The organism is Pseudomonas capeferrum (assembly GCF_000731675.1).
GTDB classification, from domain to species: domain Bacteria; phylum Pseudomonadota; class Gammaproteobacteria; order Pseudomonadales; family Pseudomonadaceae; genus Aquipseudomonas; species Aquipseudomonas capeferrum.
Map to the genome: position 1 here is coordinate 2,510,749 of NZ_JMIT01000001.1, position 18,401 is coordinate 2,529,149.

Sequence of the window (18,401 nt, forward strand, 5' to 3'; positions counted from 1 at the left end):
GCAGCGTTCTTTACTTGAGGCTGCCGGAGAGGAACTGCTTGAGCCGCTCCGATTGCGGGTTGGCCAGCACCTCGCGCGGGCAACCGGTCTCTTCCACCAGGCCCTTGTGCAGGAATATCAACTGGTTCGACACCTCGCGGGCAAAGCCCATCTCGTGGGTCACCACCACCATGGTCCGGCCTTCCTGGGCCAGTGCCTGCATGACCTTGAGCACATCACCCACCAGCTCGGGGTCGAGCGCCGAGGTCGGTTCGTCGAACAGCATCACCTCAGGCTCCACGGCCAGGGCACGGGCAATCGCCACGCGCTGCTGCTCGCCACCGGACATGTGCCCCGGGAAGGCATCCTTGCGGTGGGCGACACCGACCTTGGCCAGGTAGTGCTCGGCCTTTTCCAGGGCCTCTTTCTTGTTCATCCCGAGCACGTGCACGGGGGCCTCGATGACGTTTTCCAGCGCAGTCATGTGCGACCACAGGTTGAAATGCTGAAACACCATCGACAGGCGCGAGCGCATGCGCTGCAACTGACGCGGGTCGGCCGCCTTGAGTGCGCCATCCTTGCCGGCGACCAGCTTCAACGCTTCGTTGTTGAGCAGGATCTTGCCGGCGTGGGGCTGCTCGAGCAGGTTGATGCAGCGCAGGAAGGTCGACTTGCCCGAACCGCTGGAGCCGATGATGCTGATCACATCGCCAGCCTTGGCCGCCAGGGACACGCCCTTGAGCACTTCATGGCTGCCGTAGCGCTTGTGCAGGTCTTGGACTTCGAGTTTGTACATGCTGTCGATTCTCACAGAGCGGTCAGTGCTTGCGCGGCGCCAGGTAGCCGAGCCAGCGGCGTTCGGCCATCTTGAACAGGCGCACCAGGATGAAGGTCAGGCACAGGTAGAACACGCCCGCCGTGATGTAGGCCTCGAAAGGCAGGTAGTACTGGGCATTGACCGTGCGCGCCGCGCCAGTGATGTCGATCAGGGTAACGATCGAGGCAAGGCTGGTGGTCTGCAGCATCATGATCACTTCGTTGCTGTACTGCGGCAGCGCCCGGCGCAAGGCCGACGGCAGCAGGATGCGCCGGTACATCTTGAGGCGCGACATGCCCATGGCCTTGGCTGCCTCGATCTCGCCATGGGGCGTGGCCTTGAGGCTGCCGGCGATGATCTCTGCGGTGTAGGCACTGGTGTTGACGGCAAAGGCCAGGCAGGCGCAGAAGGTGGCACTGGACAGCATCGGCCAGAAGATACTCGCGCGCACCGCTTCGAACTGGGCCAGGCCGTAGTAGATCAGAAACAGCTGCACCAGCATCGGCGTGCCGCGAATCACATAGGTGTACAGCCAGGCACTGAGGTTAACCAGCGGCTGCTTGGACACCCGCATCAAGCCCAGCGGAACCGCTGCAAGCAGGCCGAAGAACAGCGACAGCGCCAGCAGCTTGAGGGTGGTCAGCAGCCCGCCGAGGTACAGCGGCATGGCCTCCCACACCACGTTGTAGTCGAAGATCATAGTTCAACCACCTTGACGCCCACCGAGTAGCGTTTTTCAAGATACTTCAAGGCCAGCAGCGAGACACTGGTCAGTACCAGGTACATGGCCGCCACCGCCAGAAAGAAGGTGAAGGGTTCGCGGGTGGCGTCAGCCGCCTGCTTGGCTTTGAACATCATGTCCTGCAGGCCGACCACCGAGATCAGCGCCGTGGCCTTGGTCAGCACCAGCCAGTTGTTGGTGAAGCCCGGAATGGCCAGGCGGATCATCTGTGGCACCTGGATGCGGAAGAACACCTGAAGGTTGCTCATGCCATAGGCCACGCCGGCTTCGGCCTGGCCCTTGGGGATGCCGAGGAAGGCGCCACGGAAGGTTTCCGACAGGTACGCGCCAAAGATGAAGCCCAAGGTGCCGATGCCCGCAGCCAGCGGGTTCAGGTCGATGTAGTCTTCGTAGCCAAACAGCGGCGCTACCCGGTTGATGATGTCCTGCCCACCGTAGAAGATCAGCAGGATCAGTACCAAATCCGGAATACCACGGATCACCGTGGCATACATATCGCCCAACCAGGCCAGCCAGCGCACCGGCGACAAGCGCAGCGCCACGCCAATCAGGCCGAGCACGATGGCCAGGGCCATCGACGACAGGGCGAGCTGCAGCGTCAGCCACGCCCCGTCGAGGATGACTGCCCCGTAGCCTTTCAACATGATGAGGTCCTCGACCTAAAGAATGAAAAATGGTGCAAACCTCAGAGCCTCTGCTGTTTGCACCATTGCACAGGTGAAACCCGACGTCTTAGTTCGAGTCTGGACCGTAGATGTCGAAGTTGAAGTACTTCTTCTCGATTTCTTTGTACTTGCCATTGGCACGGATGGCGTCGATGGCCGCGTTGATGCGGTCGACGTTGGCCTTGTCACCCTTGCGCACGGCAATGCCGATGCCGTCGCCGAAGTACTTGGCGTCGGTGAACGCTGGGCCAACGAAGGCGAAGCCTTTGCCTGCGTCAGTTTTCAGGAAGCCGTCTTCCAGCAGGGTGGCGTCAGCCACCGTGCCATCGAGGCGGCCGGCAGCCACATCCAGGTAGATTTCGTTCTGGGTGCCGTAAGGAACCACGGTGGCACCTTTGGCGCCCAGCACTTCCTTGGCGAAGCGGTCATGGATCGAGCCGCGCTGCACGCCGATCTTCTTGCCCTGCAGTTCGCCCAGGCTGTCGCTGACCGTGGTGCCTTCCTTCATCACCAGGCGTGCTGGGGTCAGGTAGTAGCGGTTGGTGAAGTCGACCGACTTCTTGCGGTCTTCGGTAATCGACATGGACGACAGAATCGCGTCGATCTTGCGCACCTTCAGTGCCGGGATCAGGCCGTCGAACTCTTGCTCGACCCAGGTGCACTTGGCTTTCATCTCTTCACACAGGGCATTGCCGATGTCGTAGTCGAAACCGGCAATGCTGCCGTCGGGCTGCTTGAAGGCAAAGGGTGGGTAGGCGGCTTCGATACCGATTTTCAATGGTTTTTCATCGGCCTGCGACACAAGGGAAAACACGGACAGCGCCAGGGCGCCAAGCAGTGCGAGCTTCTTCATCAGGTAACTCCATCGGTACGGGGCAATACAAGGCAGGTAACGGCTGCCCGATATGCGAATGGGTACAACGCGAGCCGCGCAGGGTCGGTCGGAGACCACGAGCGAGTGAGTGGCATTTTAACGACAGCCCGGTAGTCGATATTTCTTCAAAGCGACAACTACTTACAGAAGCGCTTGAAACCGCTGCGGGCGATGTTGACAGCCATTGCAAGATATGCAAGAGCGCAAGAATTAGAACCCATTGAACTAGCAAATACTGGGCCTATTATTGGCAAAGCCTTGTGTCACGGCAAGTGCAGCGTACCACCCAGGCAAAAATGCCTGCAAAAATGCACCGAAAGTGGGCCGAACTGTTTCCTCGCGCCCCGTTTGCGATCACCCAAGGTGACAGAAGAGTTACCGATGAATGTCGGGTAACAGTAAAGCAAAAACCCCGCCGGTTGCCCGAGCGGGGTTTTTATCAGGGCCTGAGGGGGGGCGTGCTACAACCCCCTGCGCATCACGCCGAAGCCAGGTTCATCGCTTTGTGCGTGTCGATCAGATGCTGCACCACACCCGGGTCGGCCAGGGTCGAGATATCCCCCAATGAGCCGTACTCCGCCGTGGCGATCTTGCGCAGGATACGCCGCATGATCTTGCCCGAGCGGGTCTTCGGCAGCCCAGGCGCCCACTGGATCACGTCCGGCGAAGCAATCGGCCCGATCTCCTTGCGCACCCAGTTTTTCAGCTCCAGGCGCAGTTGCTCGCTGGGCTCCACGCCGGCATTGAGGGTGACATAGACATAGATGCCCTGCCCCTTGATGTCGTGCGGCACACCCACCACGGCCGCCTCGGCAACCTTGGCGTGGGCAACCATGGCACTTTCGATTTCGGCAGTGCCCATGCGGTGGCCGGACACGTTGAGCACGTCATCCACACGGCCGGTGATCCAGTAGTAACCATCCTCGTCGCGGCGCGCGCCGTCACCGGTGAAGTACATGCCACGGAAGGTCTTGAAGTAGGTGTCGACGAAACGGTCGTGATCGCCATACAGCGAACGCGACTGGCCCGGCCAGGAATCGAGGATCACCAGGTTGCCTTCGGCGGCGCCATCAATGAGGTTGCCCAGGTTGTCCACCAGCGCCGGCACCACACCGAAGAACGGACGGGTTGCCGAACCCGGCTTGAGGCCGGTGGCGCCTGGCAACGGGCTGATCAGGATGCCGCCAGTTTCGGTCTGCCACCAGGTATCGACGATCGGGCAACGCTCTTTGCCGACCGCCTTGTAGTACCAGTTCCATGCCTCGGGGTTGATTGGCTCGCCGACCGAACCCAGCAGGCGCAGGCTGGAACCATCGGCGCCGTCAACGGCCGCCTGCCCTTCGGCCATCATGGCGCGAATCGCGGTAGGCGCGGTGTAGAGGATGTTGACCTTGTGCTTGTCGATGATTTTCGACACCCGGGTGATGTCCGGGTAGTTCGGCACACCCTCGAACAGCAAGGTGGTTGCGCCGTTGGCCAGCGGGCCGTAGACGATGTAGCTGTGGCCGGTGACCCAGCCCACGTCTGCGGTGCACCAGTAGACCTCACCCGGGCGGTAGTCGAACACCCGCTCATGGGTCAGCGCGGCATACACCAGGTAACCCCCCGTGGTGTGCAGCACGCCCTTGGGCTTGCCGGTGGAGCCGGAGGTATAAAGGATGAACAGCGCTTCCTCGGCACCCATTTCTTTCGGCGCGCAGTGGCTGGAAGCCACTTTCATCAGGTCTTCGTACCAGATGTCGCGGTGCTGGTGCCAGGCAATCTCGCCACCGGTGCGCTTGCACACGATGATCTTCTGCACACTGTTGGTTTCAGGGTTGGTCAGGGCCAGGTCGACGTTGCCCTTGAGCGGGGTACGACGGCCGCCGCGCAAACCTTCGTCGGCGGTGATCACCACCTTGGACTTGCAGTCGATGATTCGGCCGGCCAGCGCCTCGGGGGAGAAGCCGCCGAATACCACCGAGTGGATTGCACCGATGCGGGCACAGGCCAGCATGGCGACCACGGCCTCGGGGATCATCGGCATGTAGATGGTCACCACGTCGCCGCGGTGCACGTCCTGGCCACGCAAGGCGTTGGCAAACTTGCAGACCTGCTCGTGGAGCTCGCGGTAGGTGATGTTGCGGTGCTCGGAAGGGTCATCGCCCTCCCAGATGATCGCCAACTGGTCGCCACGCTCTTCAAGGTGACGGTCCAGGCAGTTGGAGGAAACGTTCAGAGTGCCATCGGCAAACCACTTGATATCGACATGGTGGTCATCGAAGGAGGTCTGCTTGACCTTGGTAAACGGCTTGATCCAGTCCAGACGCTGGGCCTGCTCGCGCCAGAAGCCGTCCGGGTTGATCACCGATTGCTGGTACATGGCCTTGTAGGTGGCCTCGTCGGTCAGGGTAGTGGCCGCAACCTCGGGACGAACGGGATACAGTGGAGCCGCACTCATCTGTGTTACCTCGGTGTAATAGTTGTTTTTGTATGGAACCGTTTGTAACTGTACCAGAGCGACAAAAGCCATTCGACGTTGGTAGTAAAGCGGCCGAATTTGGTACTGACGTACGAGCAGAGCGCTCTAGCTCGCGGCTCGTAGCCCTGGCCCGAAAAAAGCAGGGTGCTTTTGGGGTGATTGTTACAGATTCTGTCAAAACACTTTATCAAAAGGCCTACTGTTTCAGCGCAAGCCGCCCCCCTAAAATTCATCTCGCCAACAACGGCAAGGCGATTAACTTCTGGTAACAGCCCCCACGAAGGCAAGCGTTAATCCCCCTCTACTTCGATAGTTAAAACCCGCAGCACGTGCGGCGTTACACACGCCGCGCACCCCCTCACGACCTTAGACAGGTAAATAGAAAATGAAAGCTTTACTGGTATTGGTACTTGGCAGTCTTTGCGGCGCGGCAATGGCCGGCGAAGCAAACGATGCCGAGCAGATTCCGGTTGAACAGTACAGTTATTCGCAGCACCTGGACATTGCCCGCGTCATCTCCATGAGCGAAGTGCCCAACGTCTGTGAAGTCGTGCCCGCCCGCATGACCTACGAGGACTCCAAGGGCCAGACGCACATTCTTGAATACCGCGTGATGGGGAATGGCTGCTCTAACGGCTAACCCTTGAGATCAGGGCCCCGCTGGGGCCCTTCGCGGGTAAACCCGCTGCCACACGCCATTCAAACTTACATCGACGACTATTATTCTGGCGTCTTGCCCAGCGAATAATCGCGCAACTTGTTGGCAATGGTCGTGTGCGAAACACCCAATCGTTTGCCCAATGCGCGGCTACTTGTAAATTCCCCCATCAAACTTTCCAGTACGGCCTTTTCAAAGCGCCCGACAATCTGCGAAAGGTCCCCTTCCAGGGAAAACTCCCCCAGCGGTTGACGCACGCCATAATCCGGCAAACGAATATGCTCGCTTTTAACCACGCCGCCTTCACATAACGAAACCGCCTGGAACAATACGTTTTCCAGTTGCCGTACATTACCGGGCCAGTGGTACTGGCTGAGTTTATCCATCGCTGCCGGCAGTAGGCGTGGCAACGCACAGCCAATTTGTCGGCTGGCCTGATCGAGAAAGTGCTGCACCAGCCCTTCCAGCCCATCCATGCACTCACGCAAGGGCGGGATGTGCAAAGACAACACATTGAGGCGGTGATACAGGTCCTGGCGGAACTCGCCGCGTGCGCACAACTCGGACAAGTCCACCTGGGTCGCGCAAATGACCCGCACATCCAGGTACACCTCTTCATCACTGCCTACCCGGCGAAAGCAACCGTCCTGCAGAAAACGCAGCAGCTTTACCTGCAGCCGCGGGCTCATCTCCCCGACCCCATCGAGAAACAGCGTACCGCCAGCCGTCAACTCCAGCAGCCCCAGCTTGCCTTCGGCCCGCGCCCCTTCGAAGGCACCCGGGCCGTAGCCGAACAGCTCGGTCTCGGCCATCGACTCGGGCAACCCCGCGCAATTGAGCGCCATCAGCGGCGACTGCCCACGCGGGCTGGCCAAGTGGCAGGCGCGCGCCAGCAGCTCTTTACCGGTGCCCGTCTCGCCTTCGATCAGCAAGGGTGCATCCAGGGGCGCCATGCGCCGCGCCTCACGCACCACCGCCGCCATCACCCGCGAGCTCTGGAAGATACTGTCAAAGCCGCGCAACTCCTGCTTGCGCACGTTATAGATGCGCTCACCGATACGGTCGGCGCGGTGCAAAGTCAGCACCGCGCCGGCCAGCGCCTCGCTGTCGTCATGCTCGGATTGCAACGGCGCGATATCGGCGAGAAACACGTCGCCCTTGACCTTGACCCGCAAACCATTGATGCGCGACTTGTTGGCCCGCACCAGTTCGGGCAGGTCGAAGTCTTCGACATAACGCGCCAGCGGCATGCCCGGCACCTCATCGACCCGCACCCCGAGCAACTGCGCCGCCGTGCGGTTGGCGGCAACGATGCTGCCGCCCATGTCGATCGACAGCACGGGGAAGTCCAACGCGCCCAGTAACGCATTCAGTTCCATGTGCCGACGCTCACTGGGCATCAGCCCCACGCGCTTGACGCCGAACACTCCGGCAATGGCCTCGAATTTCGGCCGCAGGGCCTGGAACTGCAGGTTGATCAGGTTCGGGCAGTGCAGGTAGATGGCATTGCCATGATCCCCCCCCACCTCGCCGCGCAGCACGTTGATGCCGTACTCCACCAACAGGTTGAGGATGTCGCGAAGGATGCCGATGCGGTTCTGGCAATGCACTTTGATACGCATGAGAGCTCTCTAAGCGCCGATGTTTTTCACCTGGGCGCGGAAAATTCGTAAAGATAAGCTGACAAAAACAGGTAAACCATCAGCCCTATGCCCCGGATTTTCCGTCACTCGCGTCGTTTTGTAAAATTTTCGTTACGAATAGCCGCCAACCCATCACCTGACAGAAGCACGCGCCCCGGTGCAAATTGCCGGATGAGGGGATATTCCTAGGGTAAGCACATAACAAGAAAAGCCCTCACCAGGAGAGCCACATGAAACAGACGCAATACGTGGCACGCGAGCCCGATGCGCATGGTTTTATCGACTACCCGCAGCAAGAGCATGCGGTGTGGAATACGCTGATCACCCGTCAGCTGAAAGTCATCGAAGGCCGTGCGTGCCAGGAATACCTGGACGGCATCGACCAGCTCAAGCTGCCCCACGACCGCATCCCGCAACTGGGCGAGGTCAACAAGGTGCTGGGCGCCACCACTGGCTGGCAGGTCGCCCGCGTACCGGCACTGATCCCCTTCCAGACCTTCTTCGAATTGCTGGCCAGCAAGCGCTTCCCGGTTGCCACGTTCATCCGCACCCCGCAAGAACTGGACTACCTGCAGGAACCGGACATCTTCCACGAGATCTTCGGCCACTGCCCGCTGCTGACCAACCCCTGGTTCGCCGAGTTCACCCACACCTATGGCAAACTCGGCCTGGCCGCGAGCAAAGAGCAGCGCGTGTACCTGGCACGCCTGTACTGGATGACTATCGAGTTCGGCCTGATGGAGACCCCGCAAGGTCAGAAGATCTATGGCGGCGGCATCCTTTCCTCGCCGAAAGAAACGGTCTACAGCCTGTCGAATGAACCGGAACACCAGGCGTTCGACCCGATAGAGGCGATGCGCACGCCGTACCGCATCGACATCCTGCAGCCGCTGTATTTCGTCTTGCCCAACCTCAAGCGGCTGTTCGACCTGGCCCATGAAGACATCATGGGCATGGTTCAGCAGGCCATGCAGCTGGGCCTGCACGCCCCCAAGTTTCCACCCAAGGTTGCTGCCTGAAGCCACCCTGATAACAACTCGAACCGGAAAAGTAATCATGAATGCCTTGAACCAAGCCCATTGCGAAGCCTGCCGCGCCGATGCACCGAAAGTCAGCGACGAGGAACTGGCGGAGCTGATTCGCGAAATCCCGGACTGGAACATCGAAGTGCGCGACGGCCACATGGAGCTGGAGCGCGTGTTCAAGTTCAAGAACTTCAAGCATGCCCTGGACTTTACCAACGCCGTGGGTGCAATCGCTGAAGCCGAAGGCCATCACCCTGGCCTGCTGACCGAGTGGGGCAAAGTCACCGTGACCTGGTGGAGCCACTCGATCAAGGGCCTGCACCGCAACGACTTCATCATGTGCGCGCGTACCGACAAGGTTGCCGAGTCGGCTGAAGGCCGCAAGTAACACCTGAAGACGGGGCCGCTGTGCCCCCCTATACGGCGTTCCGGCGCGAAGGGGGGGCACAGCGGCCCCGTTTTTTTTGTAGGACAAATGTCCGTTATTCGCCCGTAAACCCGACAAGCGAACGGGAAAAAGTTCAAACTGTCATCCAGACTGCTGTATCCTGCCCCAGCTTTCCGAAGCCCTAAACGCGCCTGGCGCAGCCTTTTCACTCACACTTGCGAGGAACGACGAGATGCATGAAATCCCGAATCTTCCCTTCCCAAGCCTGAACCCAGAAGAGCAAACCGTTTCCGTCCACGCCGAGCCGACGCCTGCCGTCGACCAGGATGGTGACGATCAATCCAGCGCTGATCAGGAATAAACCGCGCATCACAACTGTGTGAAAACGGCTGACCTGCGGGCCACCGCGGTCAACACGTTTTCACACCGTTCAGCCTCAGGCAGTAGCCTGCTACCCCCCGCTCACCTGCCAGGCTATGCATCGTTGCGGCTCCCTTACCGGAGATTGCACCATGCATTCACCCTCCCCCGCTCCCGACGAGTACCGCCGCCGCATAGAGGCGATCACTGCCCAGGACATCCTGCTGGCGAATGATACGTCCGGCCCCCTCGACCTGAAGACTTCGCTGAGCCTGCACTTTGACCGGGCATTCGACTTCGACGACCTGTTTCCGCGTCAGCTCCAGGACCATGAGTTGCGCAAGGCCCTAAACCAGGCATTTGCCAGCCAGGCAGCCGCGAGCCACCTCAACGCCTTTTTCAAACGCCCGCCAGCCACACCCTTGGCCACCGGCGAGTGTGCCTATTTTTTCAGAACCTTGGTGGTACGGGCACTTCCCGACGACCTTACTGGCCCATCGGGTGCCGCTGCCTATCAAAGCTGCAGCCTGGCCCAGACACTCTGGGCCAGGCACCTTTGCCACAAGCGCCGTGACGCCTTCCTCATGGCGACCCTGCTGCTTCACAACGACCTGCCCGACGAGGCCCCGCCACCCCTTGCGCCGGTAACGACAGTGGAACTTGCGCATGCCCTGGACCTCAATGCCTTGTCACACCACCTGCTGGCCACCCCGGCAGGCACCAACCCAGCCGAGCACCTTTTCGCGACACTTGAGGCAGACGTCTACTACCAGGGGCTGCGCTATCGCCCCCCGACCCTGCGTGAACGCGAAGCCGGCCATGAGCCCAACCAATACGGCAAAGTCACCTTGCCGGGTGCAGCATTGAATGCCCCCGTCGCCCATGTACTGGATGCATTGCTGCACGCCCAAGCTTTCAGCCAGTGGGCCGCTCGCCTGGCACAAGCCCTGCAATTGCCCGAGGCAATCAACAGCCGTGACCTTGCCGAGCAGGCCATGACCGATTGGCTCTACCCACCGCATGCGCGACGTGCCGGCTATGTATTGGACTTCGAACTGTTCAACCCGCAGAACCAGAGGCTGCCCTATGCCGACATACGCCTGGACCTGACCAACAGTGTGCAGGCAAGCCTCGGCTGCCGCCCCGCCGTTGCTGAACTGGCCGCCGAGTTACTGCTGCGCCATTTCGCCCCCGAACTGCTGCTCGACGACACCCCCACAGCGATACCTTATCGACCCGACCTGAACTGGGCCATTCTGCGCCAAGGGGTCATGCTGCTGCGCGACCTGCAGCGCCCGCTGAGCCATGAACAGGCAGAGCAGATACTCAGCCAGACCGTCGAAGACTCCGCTGGCAGCAGTGAAGCCCTGCGCGACACGCTCGCCCAGTGGGGGCCGCTGCAAGGTCACATCGCGTACATGCCGCCGTGGTCGGCCCAGCAATGGCGCACGGTCTACGATCACTACCTGATTGCCTGGGATGTGGCGCAACTGCAGCAGCGGCCAGACCGCATTGCCGAAGCGTGCAGGTTGCTGGAGGCGGCCAACATCGACCCGGCCGGGCACAATGCCGATGGCCAGCTTCACCTTGAAGCGTATCTCGATCTACAAACCCGCTACAGCGCGAAAGGCCTACCAGACGTCACGCAATGGTTCGAAGAGGCATTTGACCGCTGGCTGGCCTCAGCCCGAATACTCCATGAAGGCCTGATGCAACGGCTGCTCAGGCATCTACCGGAAGATTATCTGCAGGCACTGCGCGAAGGCCCGTGGACTTGTTACGCCGCGACCTGGCCACGTTATCGGCAACCTGACCCGGTCCCGCCCTATGGTGACAGCCCCGAGGAACACTGGCAGCAAGAGGTAGGCACACTGGGCATGCTGGTTTTGTTGCAAGGTGAACACGACCACACGTTGCTGGAACTGTTCCCGCAGCGCTTGACATGGCACGAGCGCGCCATCCCCTCGGCTGCCGCCCACCGCCTCTCGGACATCGTGACACTGCCCTATCAGGCCTATAACGAAGCGCCCCCTACCTGGGATGTCGCCACGTTCCATTCCAGCCTGAGCACCATCATCCAAGCGCCGGCGCAGCACAGACTGGAGGCTCTGACCAACGCCTACGTCCAATACGTCGGGCTAGGTAACAGCGCAGCGTTGCATGCCGTCAGCAAAGGCGCCACGCGACACGAGGCATTTCTTGCCGAAAAGCGCCAAACCAGCAACTGGGGTTACCTGTGGAAGCTGATCAAACACACTGTGCCGGGGGCTGCGTGCATCGATGCCCAGAACGGGCAAGATGCAGTGAGTTGCATACTGGACCTGGCAGCCGGCGCAGGCTCGGCAACCCGTGCGATCCGCCGCGCAGCCAACCCACTGGCGCGCCTGTCCGCTGCCAACAGCCAAGCCGCTCAGGCGATGCGCCTAGGGCTGGTCAAATCAGCCAGGCGCTGGTCCGAGTTATCCGAATTGCCGCCTGCGGTTTATGCCCGAACCGTTGGACCCAGGCGCTGGCACAGTCAGCCTGAACTTCCCACTCATGCCACTTGGCCGGACAACTTCAGGCTCGATCAGCCGCCCCCGCCCGGCCTGACCCCCGGCCAGTTCATGCGCGACCGCCTGACACCGCCGGATGCACCTTTGGCGTGGCAAGGCCATCCCCGCCCCCTGTCAATTGCCAGGAGCGATGGCCACGTGGATACACTCATCAACGGCGCTATCTATCGCCATCACCCCGGCGAACTCAGCAATACGCTTCGCCGCATCGACAACCAGAAGTTGTCGTCTGCACCTGCCCCAACCCTGCAAAACGCGCCGTACCGTAACGAAGGTGACAGGCATATCGCCTTGAGCTTCTCCCCGGCCGCCAACGAAGCGCATACCCCCCTGTTCGGCCAGCAGGTAAGCCATGCTTTCCAGCATGTGCGTATCGAGCCTGCGCCCATACGCATGCACGGAGGCGACAGCCGGTTTGACGCCTGGACACAGGCCATGGTGCATGAGGGCAAGGTGGTGAACTACACCGGCCAGTCGTCCAAACCGCTCGCCCCGATAAAGGCACTGGAGGCTCGGGTTCGCCTGGGTATCATCACCCCCCCGGTTTACCACCGACGCATCACTGCCGACCCTTTGGCGGAATTCTGGTTTGGCTTGCCCGAAACGTTTTCAGCCGCCCAAGTGCAACTGATCGCCCGCGTCTGCCCACCGGTGCGCCTGGGCGGGCTGGCCAGAACCGTGCCCGACCGCCGCACGTTGAGGGCGGCAATCATCGCGTGGCAAAGCCGCGACTGGATAATCGTCGAGGCCGATGTCGGCGTCTTCTATGCAGCGCAGTGGGTGATATCGCCCTGGCAAGCACGCCAGTTGAACGCGCTTGCAGCCGGTACATTGCGGCCAGGTGACCTGCCCACGCCACCCTCCAGCACGCGACAAACCCTGTCGCGGGTGCGCGACGACAAGATGATCGAACGTTATCTGCAGGTCAGCGAAACCTACCGGATCGTCGCGACTCGCCCCAATCTGCAGCGTGACATCGACAACCTGACCGCCCTCCTGCGCGACTGGCTTGAACACAGCCGCGCCAGCCACCCGCCCGCGCCCAGCGTGTTCAAGGAAGTACTCGATGCCGCCGAGGCGCGCATGCTGCCGGAATACGCCAAGAGCATTCTCACGGCTCCCACCGCCCAGGATGCCCTCACCGGTGTCGCCAAGCTCAACCTGGCAGGTCTGAACCGGGAAATCATTCCCGCCTGGCGGCCACTGCGCCAAGCCGCGCTGACTGAGCAGGATCACGTAGCCCTTGTCCTCAACACCTTGCTGCCCGCCACCGGCACCGACGCACCCTTCATGCCGATGAGCGTGGCCGAACTACTCAGCGAAGCTGGCGCGCTGCAACTTCGCCGACACTTGCCTGGTGCTAACCTGGCTTTCGCCACCGCGACACTGGAAGATGGCAGCCGCCGGGTCTACTTTTCGCTGTCCGGTGGCTGGAAAAACCGCAAGGTAGGCATACCAACACCGCCAGCCGAACCGCACACACGCGTGACCTACATCGATGCACGCGCGCGCATGGAGGGCCAGCCACCGTCCCCCCGCTTTACTGAGCTGCCCACATTGCGTCGCCCCGACCACTTGAATATCGTCGAGCATCATAGGCACCTGGACTCCGAACGCTTGATCGCCACAGTGCTCAACGACGACCTGCTTGCCACGCACGCCAGCGTGCGCAGCATCGACGTCTTCACCCTGTTCAGTACCTGCCGCTCATGCGGAGGCTACGTGCTGCCGCGGCTGCGACTGGACTACGGCAAGGCATCCTTCAGTGTCAGCTGGCTGGTGGACTACAAGGAGTAACCGTGCGCCGTGGGCAGGCTTGTTCATCAAAGACCTGCCCACAGGCCGGGCCAGGGTGGATATGATTACACCGTTCTCGCCCGTCTAGCCCAATGGATCTGCCATGCCCGCCAAATCCACGTCACACCTTGCGATCACCGCGCAGGTGGTGTCCATCGTCCTTTTCACGTTCATCGGCTACCTGAATATCGGCATCCCCCTGGCCGTGCTGCCGGGTTATGTGCATAACGACCTGGGCTTCAGCACCGTGATCGCCGGCCTGGTGATCAGTGTGCAGTACCTGGCCACATTGCTCAGCCGCCCTACGGCCAGCCGCATCATCGATAACCTCGGCAGCAAGAAGGCAGTGATGTACGGCTTGGCCGGATGCGGGCTCAGCGGCGTATTCATGCTGGCCTGCGCCTTCCTCACCCACTTGCCCTGGCTGAGTTTGACCTGCCTGCTGGTCGGCCGCCTGGTGCTGGGCAGCGCCGAAAGCCTGGTGGGTTCTGGCGCGATTGGTTGGGGGATCGGCCGAGTTGGCGCCGAAAACACGGCCAAGGTGATTTCCTGGAACGGCATCGCCAGCTACGGCGCGCTGGCCATCGGCGCCCCACTGGGTGTGCTGATGGTCAAGAGCCTGGGGCTGTGGAGCATGGGCGCAAGCATCATCCTGTTGTGCGTGCTCGGCCTGCTGCTGGCCTGGCCGAAGCGCGCCGCGCCAGTGGTCAGCGGGGTGCGCCTGCCGTTCCTGCGGGTGCTGGGCAAAGTGTTCCCGCATGGCTCGGGGCTGGCACTGGGCTCGATCGGCTTTGGCACCATCGCCACCTTCATCACCCTGTACTACGCCAGCCGTGGCTGGGCGAATGCGGCACTGACCCTGAGCCTGTTCGGGGCCAGTTTCATCTGTGCGCGGCTGCTGTTCGGCAACCTGATCAACCGGCTGGGCGGCTTCAGGGTGGCGATCGCCTGCCTGGCGGTGGAGACGCTTGGCCTGCTGATGCTGTGGCTGGCGCCCAGCGCCGAGCTGGCATTGGCCGGGGCGGCGCTCAGTGGTTTTGGCTTCTCGCTGGTGTTCCCGGCACTAGGGGTCGAGGCGGTGAACCAGGTGTCGGCGGCCAACCGCGGGGCGGCGGTAGGTGCGTATTCGCTGTTCATCGATTTGTCGCTGGGCATTACCGGGCCGTTGGTGGGCGCGGTGGCGGCGGGGTTCGGGTTTGCTTCGATGTTCTTGTTTGCGGCGGGGGCTTCGGGGTGCGGGCTGGTGTTGAGCCTGTACCTGTATCGGCAGGCGCGACATGGCCGCAAACAGGCCAAGGATGCTTGAGCTTGCAAGGCCTGGACTGCCCTCTTCGCGGGTAACACCGCGAAGAGGGCCTTACAGGTTTACCGCTGTGCGTACTGCAACACCACTTCCAGCGGATGACGCATCTGCCGCTCGGTCATGCGCTTGACCTGGCTGCGGCACGAGTAACCTGTCGCCAGCGCCTCGCCTTCCTTGTCCAGCTTGGTCGCCCAGGACTGCTCGAAGATGGTCCGTGAAGTCGCCTGGTTACGCGCTTCATGCCCGTAGGTGCCGGACATGCCGCAGCAACCGGTAGCCTCGGTCACCAGCTTCAGGCCCAGGCGTGCGAACACCTGCTCCCACTGCCGGGTGCTGGCCGGTACGTTGGTTTTCTCGGTGCAGTGGGCCATCAAGCGGAAATTGCCGGGTGCGGTCGGCGCCTGCTCGGGCAGCACATCCATCAGCCACTCCTGCGGCAACAGTACGTTCGGGCAGCCTTCCAGGCCCGGCACCTTCTGGTACTCCTGGCGGTACACCAGGGTCATGGCCGGGTCCAGCCCCACCAGCGGCACGCCGCAATCGGCCAGGGCCTTGAGCTGGGTACCGTTGCGGATCGCCGCCTTGGCGAAGGCCCCCAGGAAGCCCTGCACATGCAAGGGCTTGCCGTTGGCACTGTATGGCGCCAGGAATACCCGGTGGCCCAGGCGGTGAGCCAGGTCGATGAAGGCAGCCAGCAGCGGCGTCTCGAAGTAACGGGTGAAGGCATCCTGCACCAGCACGATGCTGCGCTCACGCTGGGCCGGCGTCAGCTCGCGCAGGGCCGGCACGCTGGCCACGCCGACGCGGCAGCGGGTCAAGGTGGCCTGGAAGTTGAAACGGCTGATCAACGGGCTGTCGACCATGCCGACCTTGTCGGCCAGCAGCTTGCTGACCCACTTCGAGCCCATTACCGCGTTGTACAGCCCCGGCGCATGCGCCAGGTACGGGATGGTGAACTCCAGCGAGCCAATCAGGTAATCACGCAGCGGGCGCTGGTAGCGGCCGTGGTAGAGCTCGAGGAAACGCGAGCGGAAGTCCGGCACATTGACCTTGATTGGGCACTGCCCCGCGCACGACTTGCACGCCAGGCAACCGGCCATGGCATCGTAGACCTCGTGCGAGAAGTCTGCCTGCCCCTGGTCGCGCCCGCGGTTGTTGCGCAGCCGCGCCGGCAGGCCCTTGAGCCAGGACACCTTGTTGCGCGCTGCCGCCAGCACATCGATATCCGCTGCACCTTGCAGGCGCAACCATTCACGCATCAACGAGGCACGGCCCTTGGGTGAGTGCTGACGCTCACGGGTGGCCTTCCACGACGGGCACATGGCGTCGTTGGGGTCGTAGTTGTAGCAGGCGCCGTTGCCGTTGCAGTGCACGGCGCTGCTGAAGTTCTGCCAGACGCGCTCGTCGATGGTGCGGTCGAGGTCACCGCGCAAGGTCACGCCATCGACCTTGGTCAGGCCTTCGGCGCTGTCTGGCGGTGTGCAGATCTTGCCGGGGTTGAGCTGGTTGCGTGGGTCGAATGCACCCTTGAGGCGCTGCAACGCCGGGTACAGTTCGCCAAAGTAATCGGGCACGTACTCCGAACGCAGGCCCTTGCCGTGCTCACCCCAAAGCAGCCCGCCATAGCGCTGGGTCAGTGCCGCCACGGCATCGGAAATCGGCTTGACCAGTGCGGCCTGGGCCGGGTCTTTCATGTCCAGCGCCGGGCGCACGTGCAGCACGCCGGCGTCGACGTGGCCGAACATGCCATAGGCCAGGCCATGGCCGTCGAGCAGCGCGCGGAAGTCGGCAATATAGTCGGCCAGTTGCTCCGGCGGTACTGCCGTGTCTTCGACGAATGGCTGCGGGCGCACCTCGCCCTCGACGTTGCCAAGCAGGCCCACCGAGCGTTTGCGCATGGTGTAGACGCGGGTGACGGCCTCGGCGCCCTCGGCCAGGGTGTGCCCAAGGCGCTCGACGCTGGTATCGCTTTGCAGGTGCTGGATGAACGCCTGCACCCGCGCATTGACCTCGTCAGGCTGATCGCCACAGAACTCCACCAGGTTGATACCCAAGGTCGGGCGCTCGGGGTCGGCGGGGAAATATTCGGCGACGCTGTGCCAGACGATGTCCTTCATCGCCAGCATCAGTACCTTGGAGTCGACGGTTTCGATCGACAAGGGTTTGTGCGCCATCAAGGCATTGGCGTCACGCAGGGCATCCATGAAGCTGGTGTAGCGGACGTTGACCAGTACCGCGTATTTCGGGATCGGCAGTACATTGAGCTTGGCTTCGACCACGTAACCCAGCGACCCTTCGGCACCGCACAGCACGCTGTTGAGGTTGAAGCGCCCCTGCTCGTCGCGCAGGTGCGCCAGGTCGTAACCGGTCAGGCAGCGGTTGAGCTTGGGGAAGGTGCTTTCGATCAGCTCGGCCTGGGTTTCCTGGATTTCGCGGGCCACCCGATAGACTTCGCCAACCCGCCCCGGCGCGGCGCAGGCCTGGTCCAGCGCGGCGTCATCGATGGGCAGGCTGTGCAGGCGTTCGCCGCCGAGCAGTACGCTGTGCAATTCGAGCACGTGATCGCGGGTCTTGCCGTAGGTGCAGCTGCCCTGGCCGCTGGCGTCGGTGTTGATCATGCCGCCGACCGTGGCGCGGTTGGAGGTGGACAGTTCAGGCGCGAAGAACAGCCCATGGGGCTTGAGCGCGGCATTGAGCTGGTCCTTGACCACACCGGCCTGGACCCGTACCCAACGCTGTTCGACGTTGATTTCGAGGATGCTGTTCATGTGCCGCGACAGGTCGACCACAATGCCGTCGGTCAGCGACTGGCCGTTGGTGCCGGTGCCGCCGCCACGCGGGGTCAGCTTGACCTGCGCAAAGCGCGCCTCTCCCATCAGCGCGGCGACCCGCGCCACGTCATCGGCGTCACGTGGGAACACCGCCGCCTGGGGCATGCGCTGGTAAATCGAGTTGTCGGTGGCCAGCACCGTACGGGTAGCGTAATCGGCACTGATCTGGCCACGGAAGCCGCTGTTGCGCAGGGCTTCGAGGAATTCTGGGTAGTTCGCGGACGGTGCACTGGTCGGCAGCTGGGCGATCATCGAAGGATGGCCTCTTGATATGGGCTAATTCACGGAAATCCTGTCACGCCG

General features: G+C 62.0%; 14 protein-coding genes. 7 read left to right on the forward strand and 7 right to left on the reverse strand.

Features of this window, described 5'->3' with window-relative positions; all coding sequences use genetic code 11:
- Positions 1-10: 10 nt before the first annotated feature.
- From PC358_RS11235 to acs, 5 genes are all read right to left on the reverse strand, one after another.
- Positions 11-775, reverse strand: a complete 765-nt coding sequence (locus tag PC358_RS11235; protein WP_033699569.1) for an ABC transporter ATP-binding protein — start codon at positions 773-775, stop codon at positions 11-13.
- 22 nt (positions 776-797) lie between these two features.
- Complete coding sequence (locus tag PC358_RS11240; RefSeq protein ID WP_033699570.1) at positions 798-1,496, reverse strand: ABC transporter permease; 699 nt, start codon at positions 1,494-1,496, stop codon at positions 798-800.
- On the reverse strand, positions 1,493-2,182 hold the full coding sequence (locus PC358_RS11245; RefSeq protein WP_033699572.1) for an ABC transporter permease: 690 nt from the start codon (positions 2,180-2,182) through the stop codon (positions 1,493-1,495). The genes PC358_RS11240 and PC358_RS11245 overlap by 4 nt, the downstream gene beginning before the upstream one ends.
- An 88-nt stretch (positions 2,183-2,270) precedes the next feature.
- On the reverse strand, positions 2,271-3,056 hold the full coding sequence (locus tag PC358_RS11250; protein ID WP_033699573.1) for an ABC transporter substrate-binding protein: 786 nt from the start codon (positions 3,054-3,056) through the stop codon (positions 2,271-2,273).
- A gap of 499 nt (positions 3,057-3,555) precedes the next feature.
- Positions 3,556-5,517: an acetate--CoA ligase gene (gene acs / locus PC358_RS11255; RefSeq protein WP_033699574.1), complete on the reverse strand. Its 1,962-nt coding sequence runs from the start codon at positions 5,515-5,517 to the stop codon at positions 3,556-3,558.
- 32 nt (positions 5,518-5,549) lie between these two features.
- Between acs and PC358_RS27750 the strand changes: the two genes are divergently transcribed.
- Together PC358_RS27750 and PC358_RS11260 are read left to right on the forward strand one after the other, a co-directional pair.
- Positions 5,550-5,807: a hypothetical protein gene (locus tag PC358_RS27750; RefSeq protein WP_143500693.1), complete on the forward strand. Its 258-nt coding sequence runs from the start codon at positions 5,550-5,552 to the stop codon at positions 5,805-5,807.
- 116 nt (positions 5,808-5,923) lie between these two features.
- Entirely contained in the window at positions 5,924-6,178 is a 255-nt protein-coding gene (locus PC358_RS11260; RefSeq protein WP_033699576.1) for a DUF2790 domain-containing protein, read from the forward strand.
- Between the two features lie 80 nt (positions 6,179-6,258).
- On the opposite strand, the gene PC358_RS11265 is transcribed toward PC358_RS11260, so the two are convergent.
- Complete coding sequence (locus PC358_RS11265) at positions 6,259-7,818, reverse strand: sigma-54-dependent phenylalanine hydroxylase transcriptional regulator PhhR (protein WP_033699577.1); 1,560 nt, start codon at positions 7,816-7,818, stop codon at positions 6,259-6,261.
- 251 nt (positions 7,819-8,069) lie between these two features.
- Here PC358_RS11265 and phhA point away from each other — a divergent pair, with 251 nt between their 5' ends.
- From phhA to PC358_RS11285, 5 genes are all read left to right on the forward strand, one after another.
- On the forward strand, positions 8,070-8,858 hold the full coding sequence (gene phhA / locus PC358_RS11270) for a phenylalanine 4-monooxygenase (RefSeq protein WP_033699579.1): 789 nt from the start codon (positions 8,070-8,072) through the stop codon (positions 8,856-8,858).
- Between the two features lie 37 nt (positions 8,859-8,895).
- The gene (locus tag PC358_RS11275; RefSeq protein ID WP_033699581.1) at positions 8,896-9,252 is read left to right on the forward strand and encodes a 4a-hydroxytetrahydrobiopterin dehydratase; all 357 of its coding nucleotides are present in this window, start codon (positions 8,896-8,898) and stop codon (positions 9,250-9,252) included.
- Positions 9,253-9,484: 232 nt separating this feature from the next.
- On the forward strand, positions 9,485-9,613 hold the full coding sequence (locus PC358_RS28270; protein ID WP_077068497.1) for a hypothetical protein: 129 nt from the start codon (positions 9,485-9,487) through the stop codon (positions 9,611-9,613).
- 151 nt (positions 9,614-9,764) lie between these two features.
- The gene (locus PC358_RS11280) at positions 9,765-13,964 is read left to right on the forward strand and encodes a deaminase domain-containing protein (protein ID WP_033699584.1); all 4,200 of its coding nucleotides are present in this window, start codon (positions 9,765-9,767) and stop codon (positions 13,962-13,964) included.
- Between the two features lie 103 nt (positions 13,965-14,067).
- Positions 14,068-15,270: an MFS transporter gene (locus PC358_RS11285; RefSeq protein ID WP_033699586.1), complete on the forward strand. Its 1,203-nt coding sequence runs from the start codon at positions 14,068-14,070 to the stop codon at positions 15,268-15,270.
- 59 nt (positions 15,271-15,329) lie between these two features.
- Here the strand turns inward: PC358_RS11285 and ydiJ are convergent, their stop codons facing one another.
- Positions 15,330-18,350 carry a D-2-hydroxyglutarate dehydrogenase YdiJ gene (ydiJ, locus tag PC358_RS11290; RefSeq protein WP_033699587.1) on the reverse strand — a complete coding sequence of 1,007 codons (3,021 nt, stop codon included), beginning with the start codon at positions 18,348-18,350 and terminating at the stop codon, positions 15,330-15,332.
- Positions 18,351-18,401 lie beyond the last annotated feature (51 nt).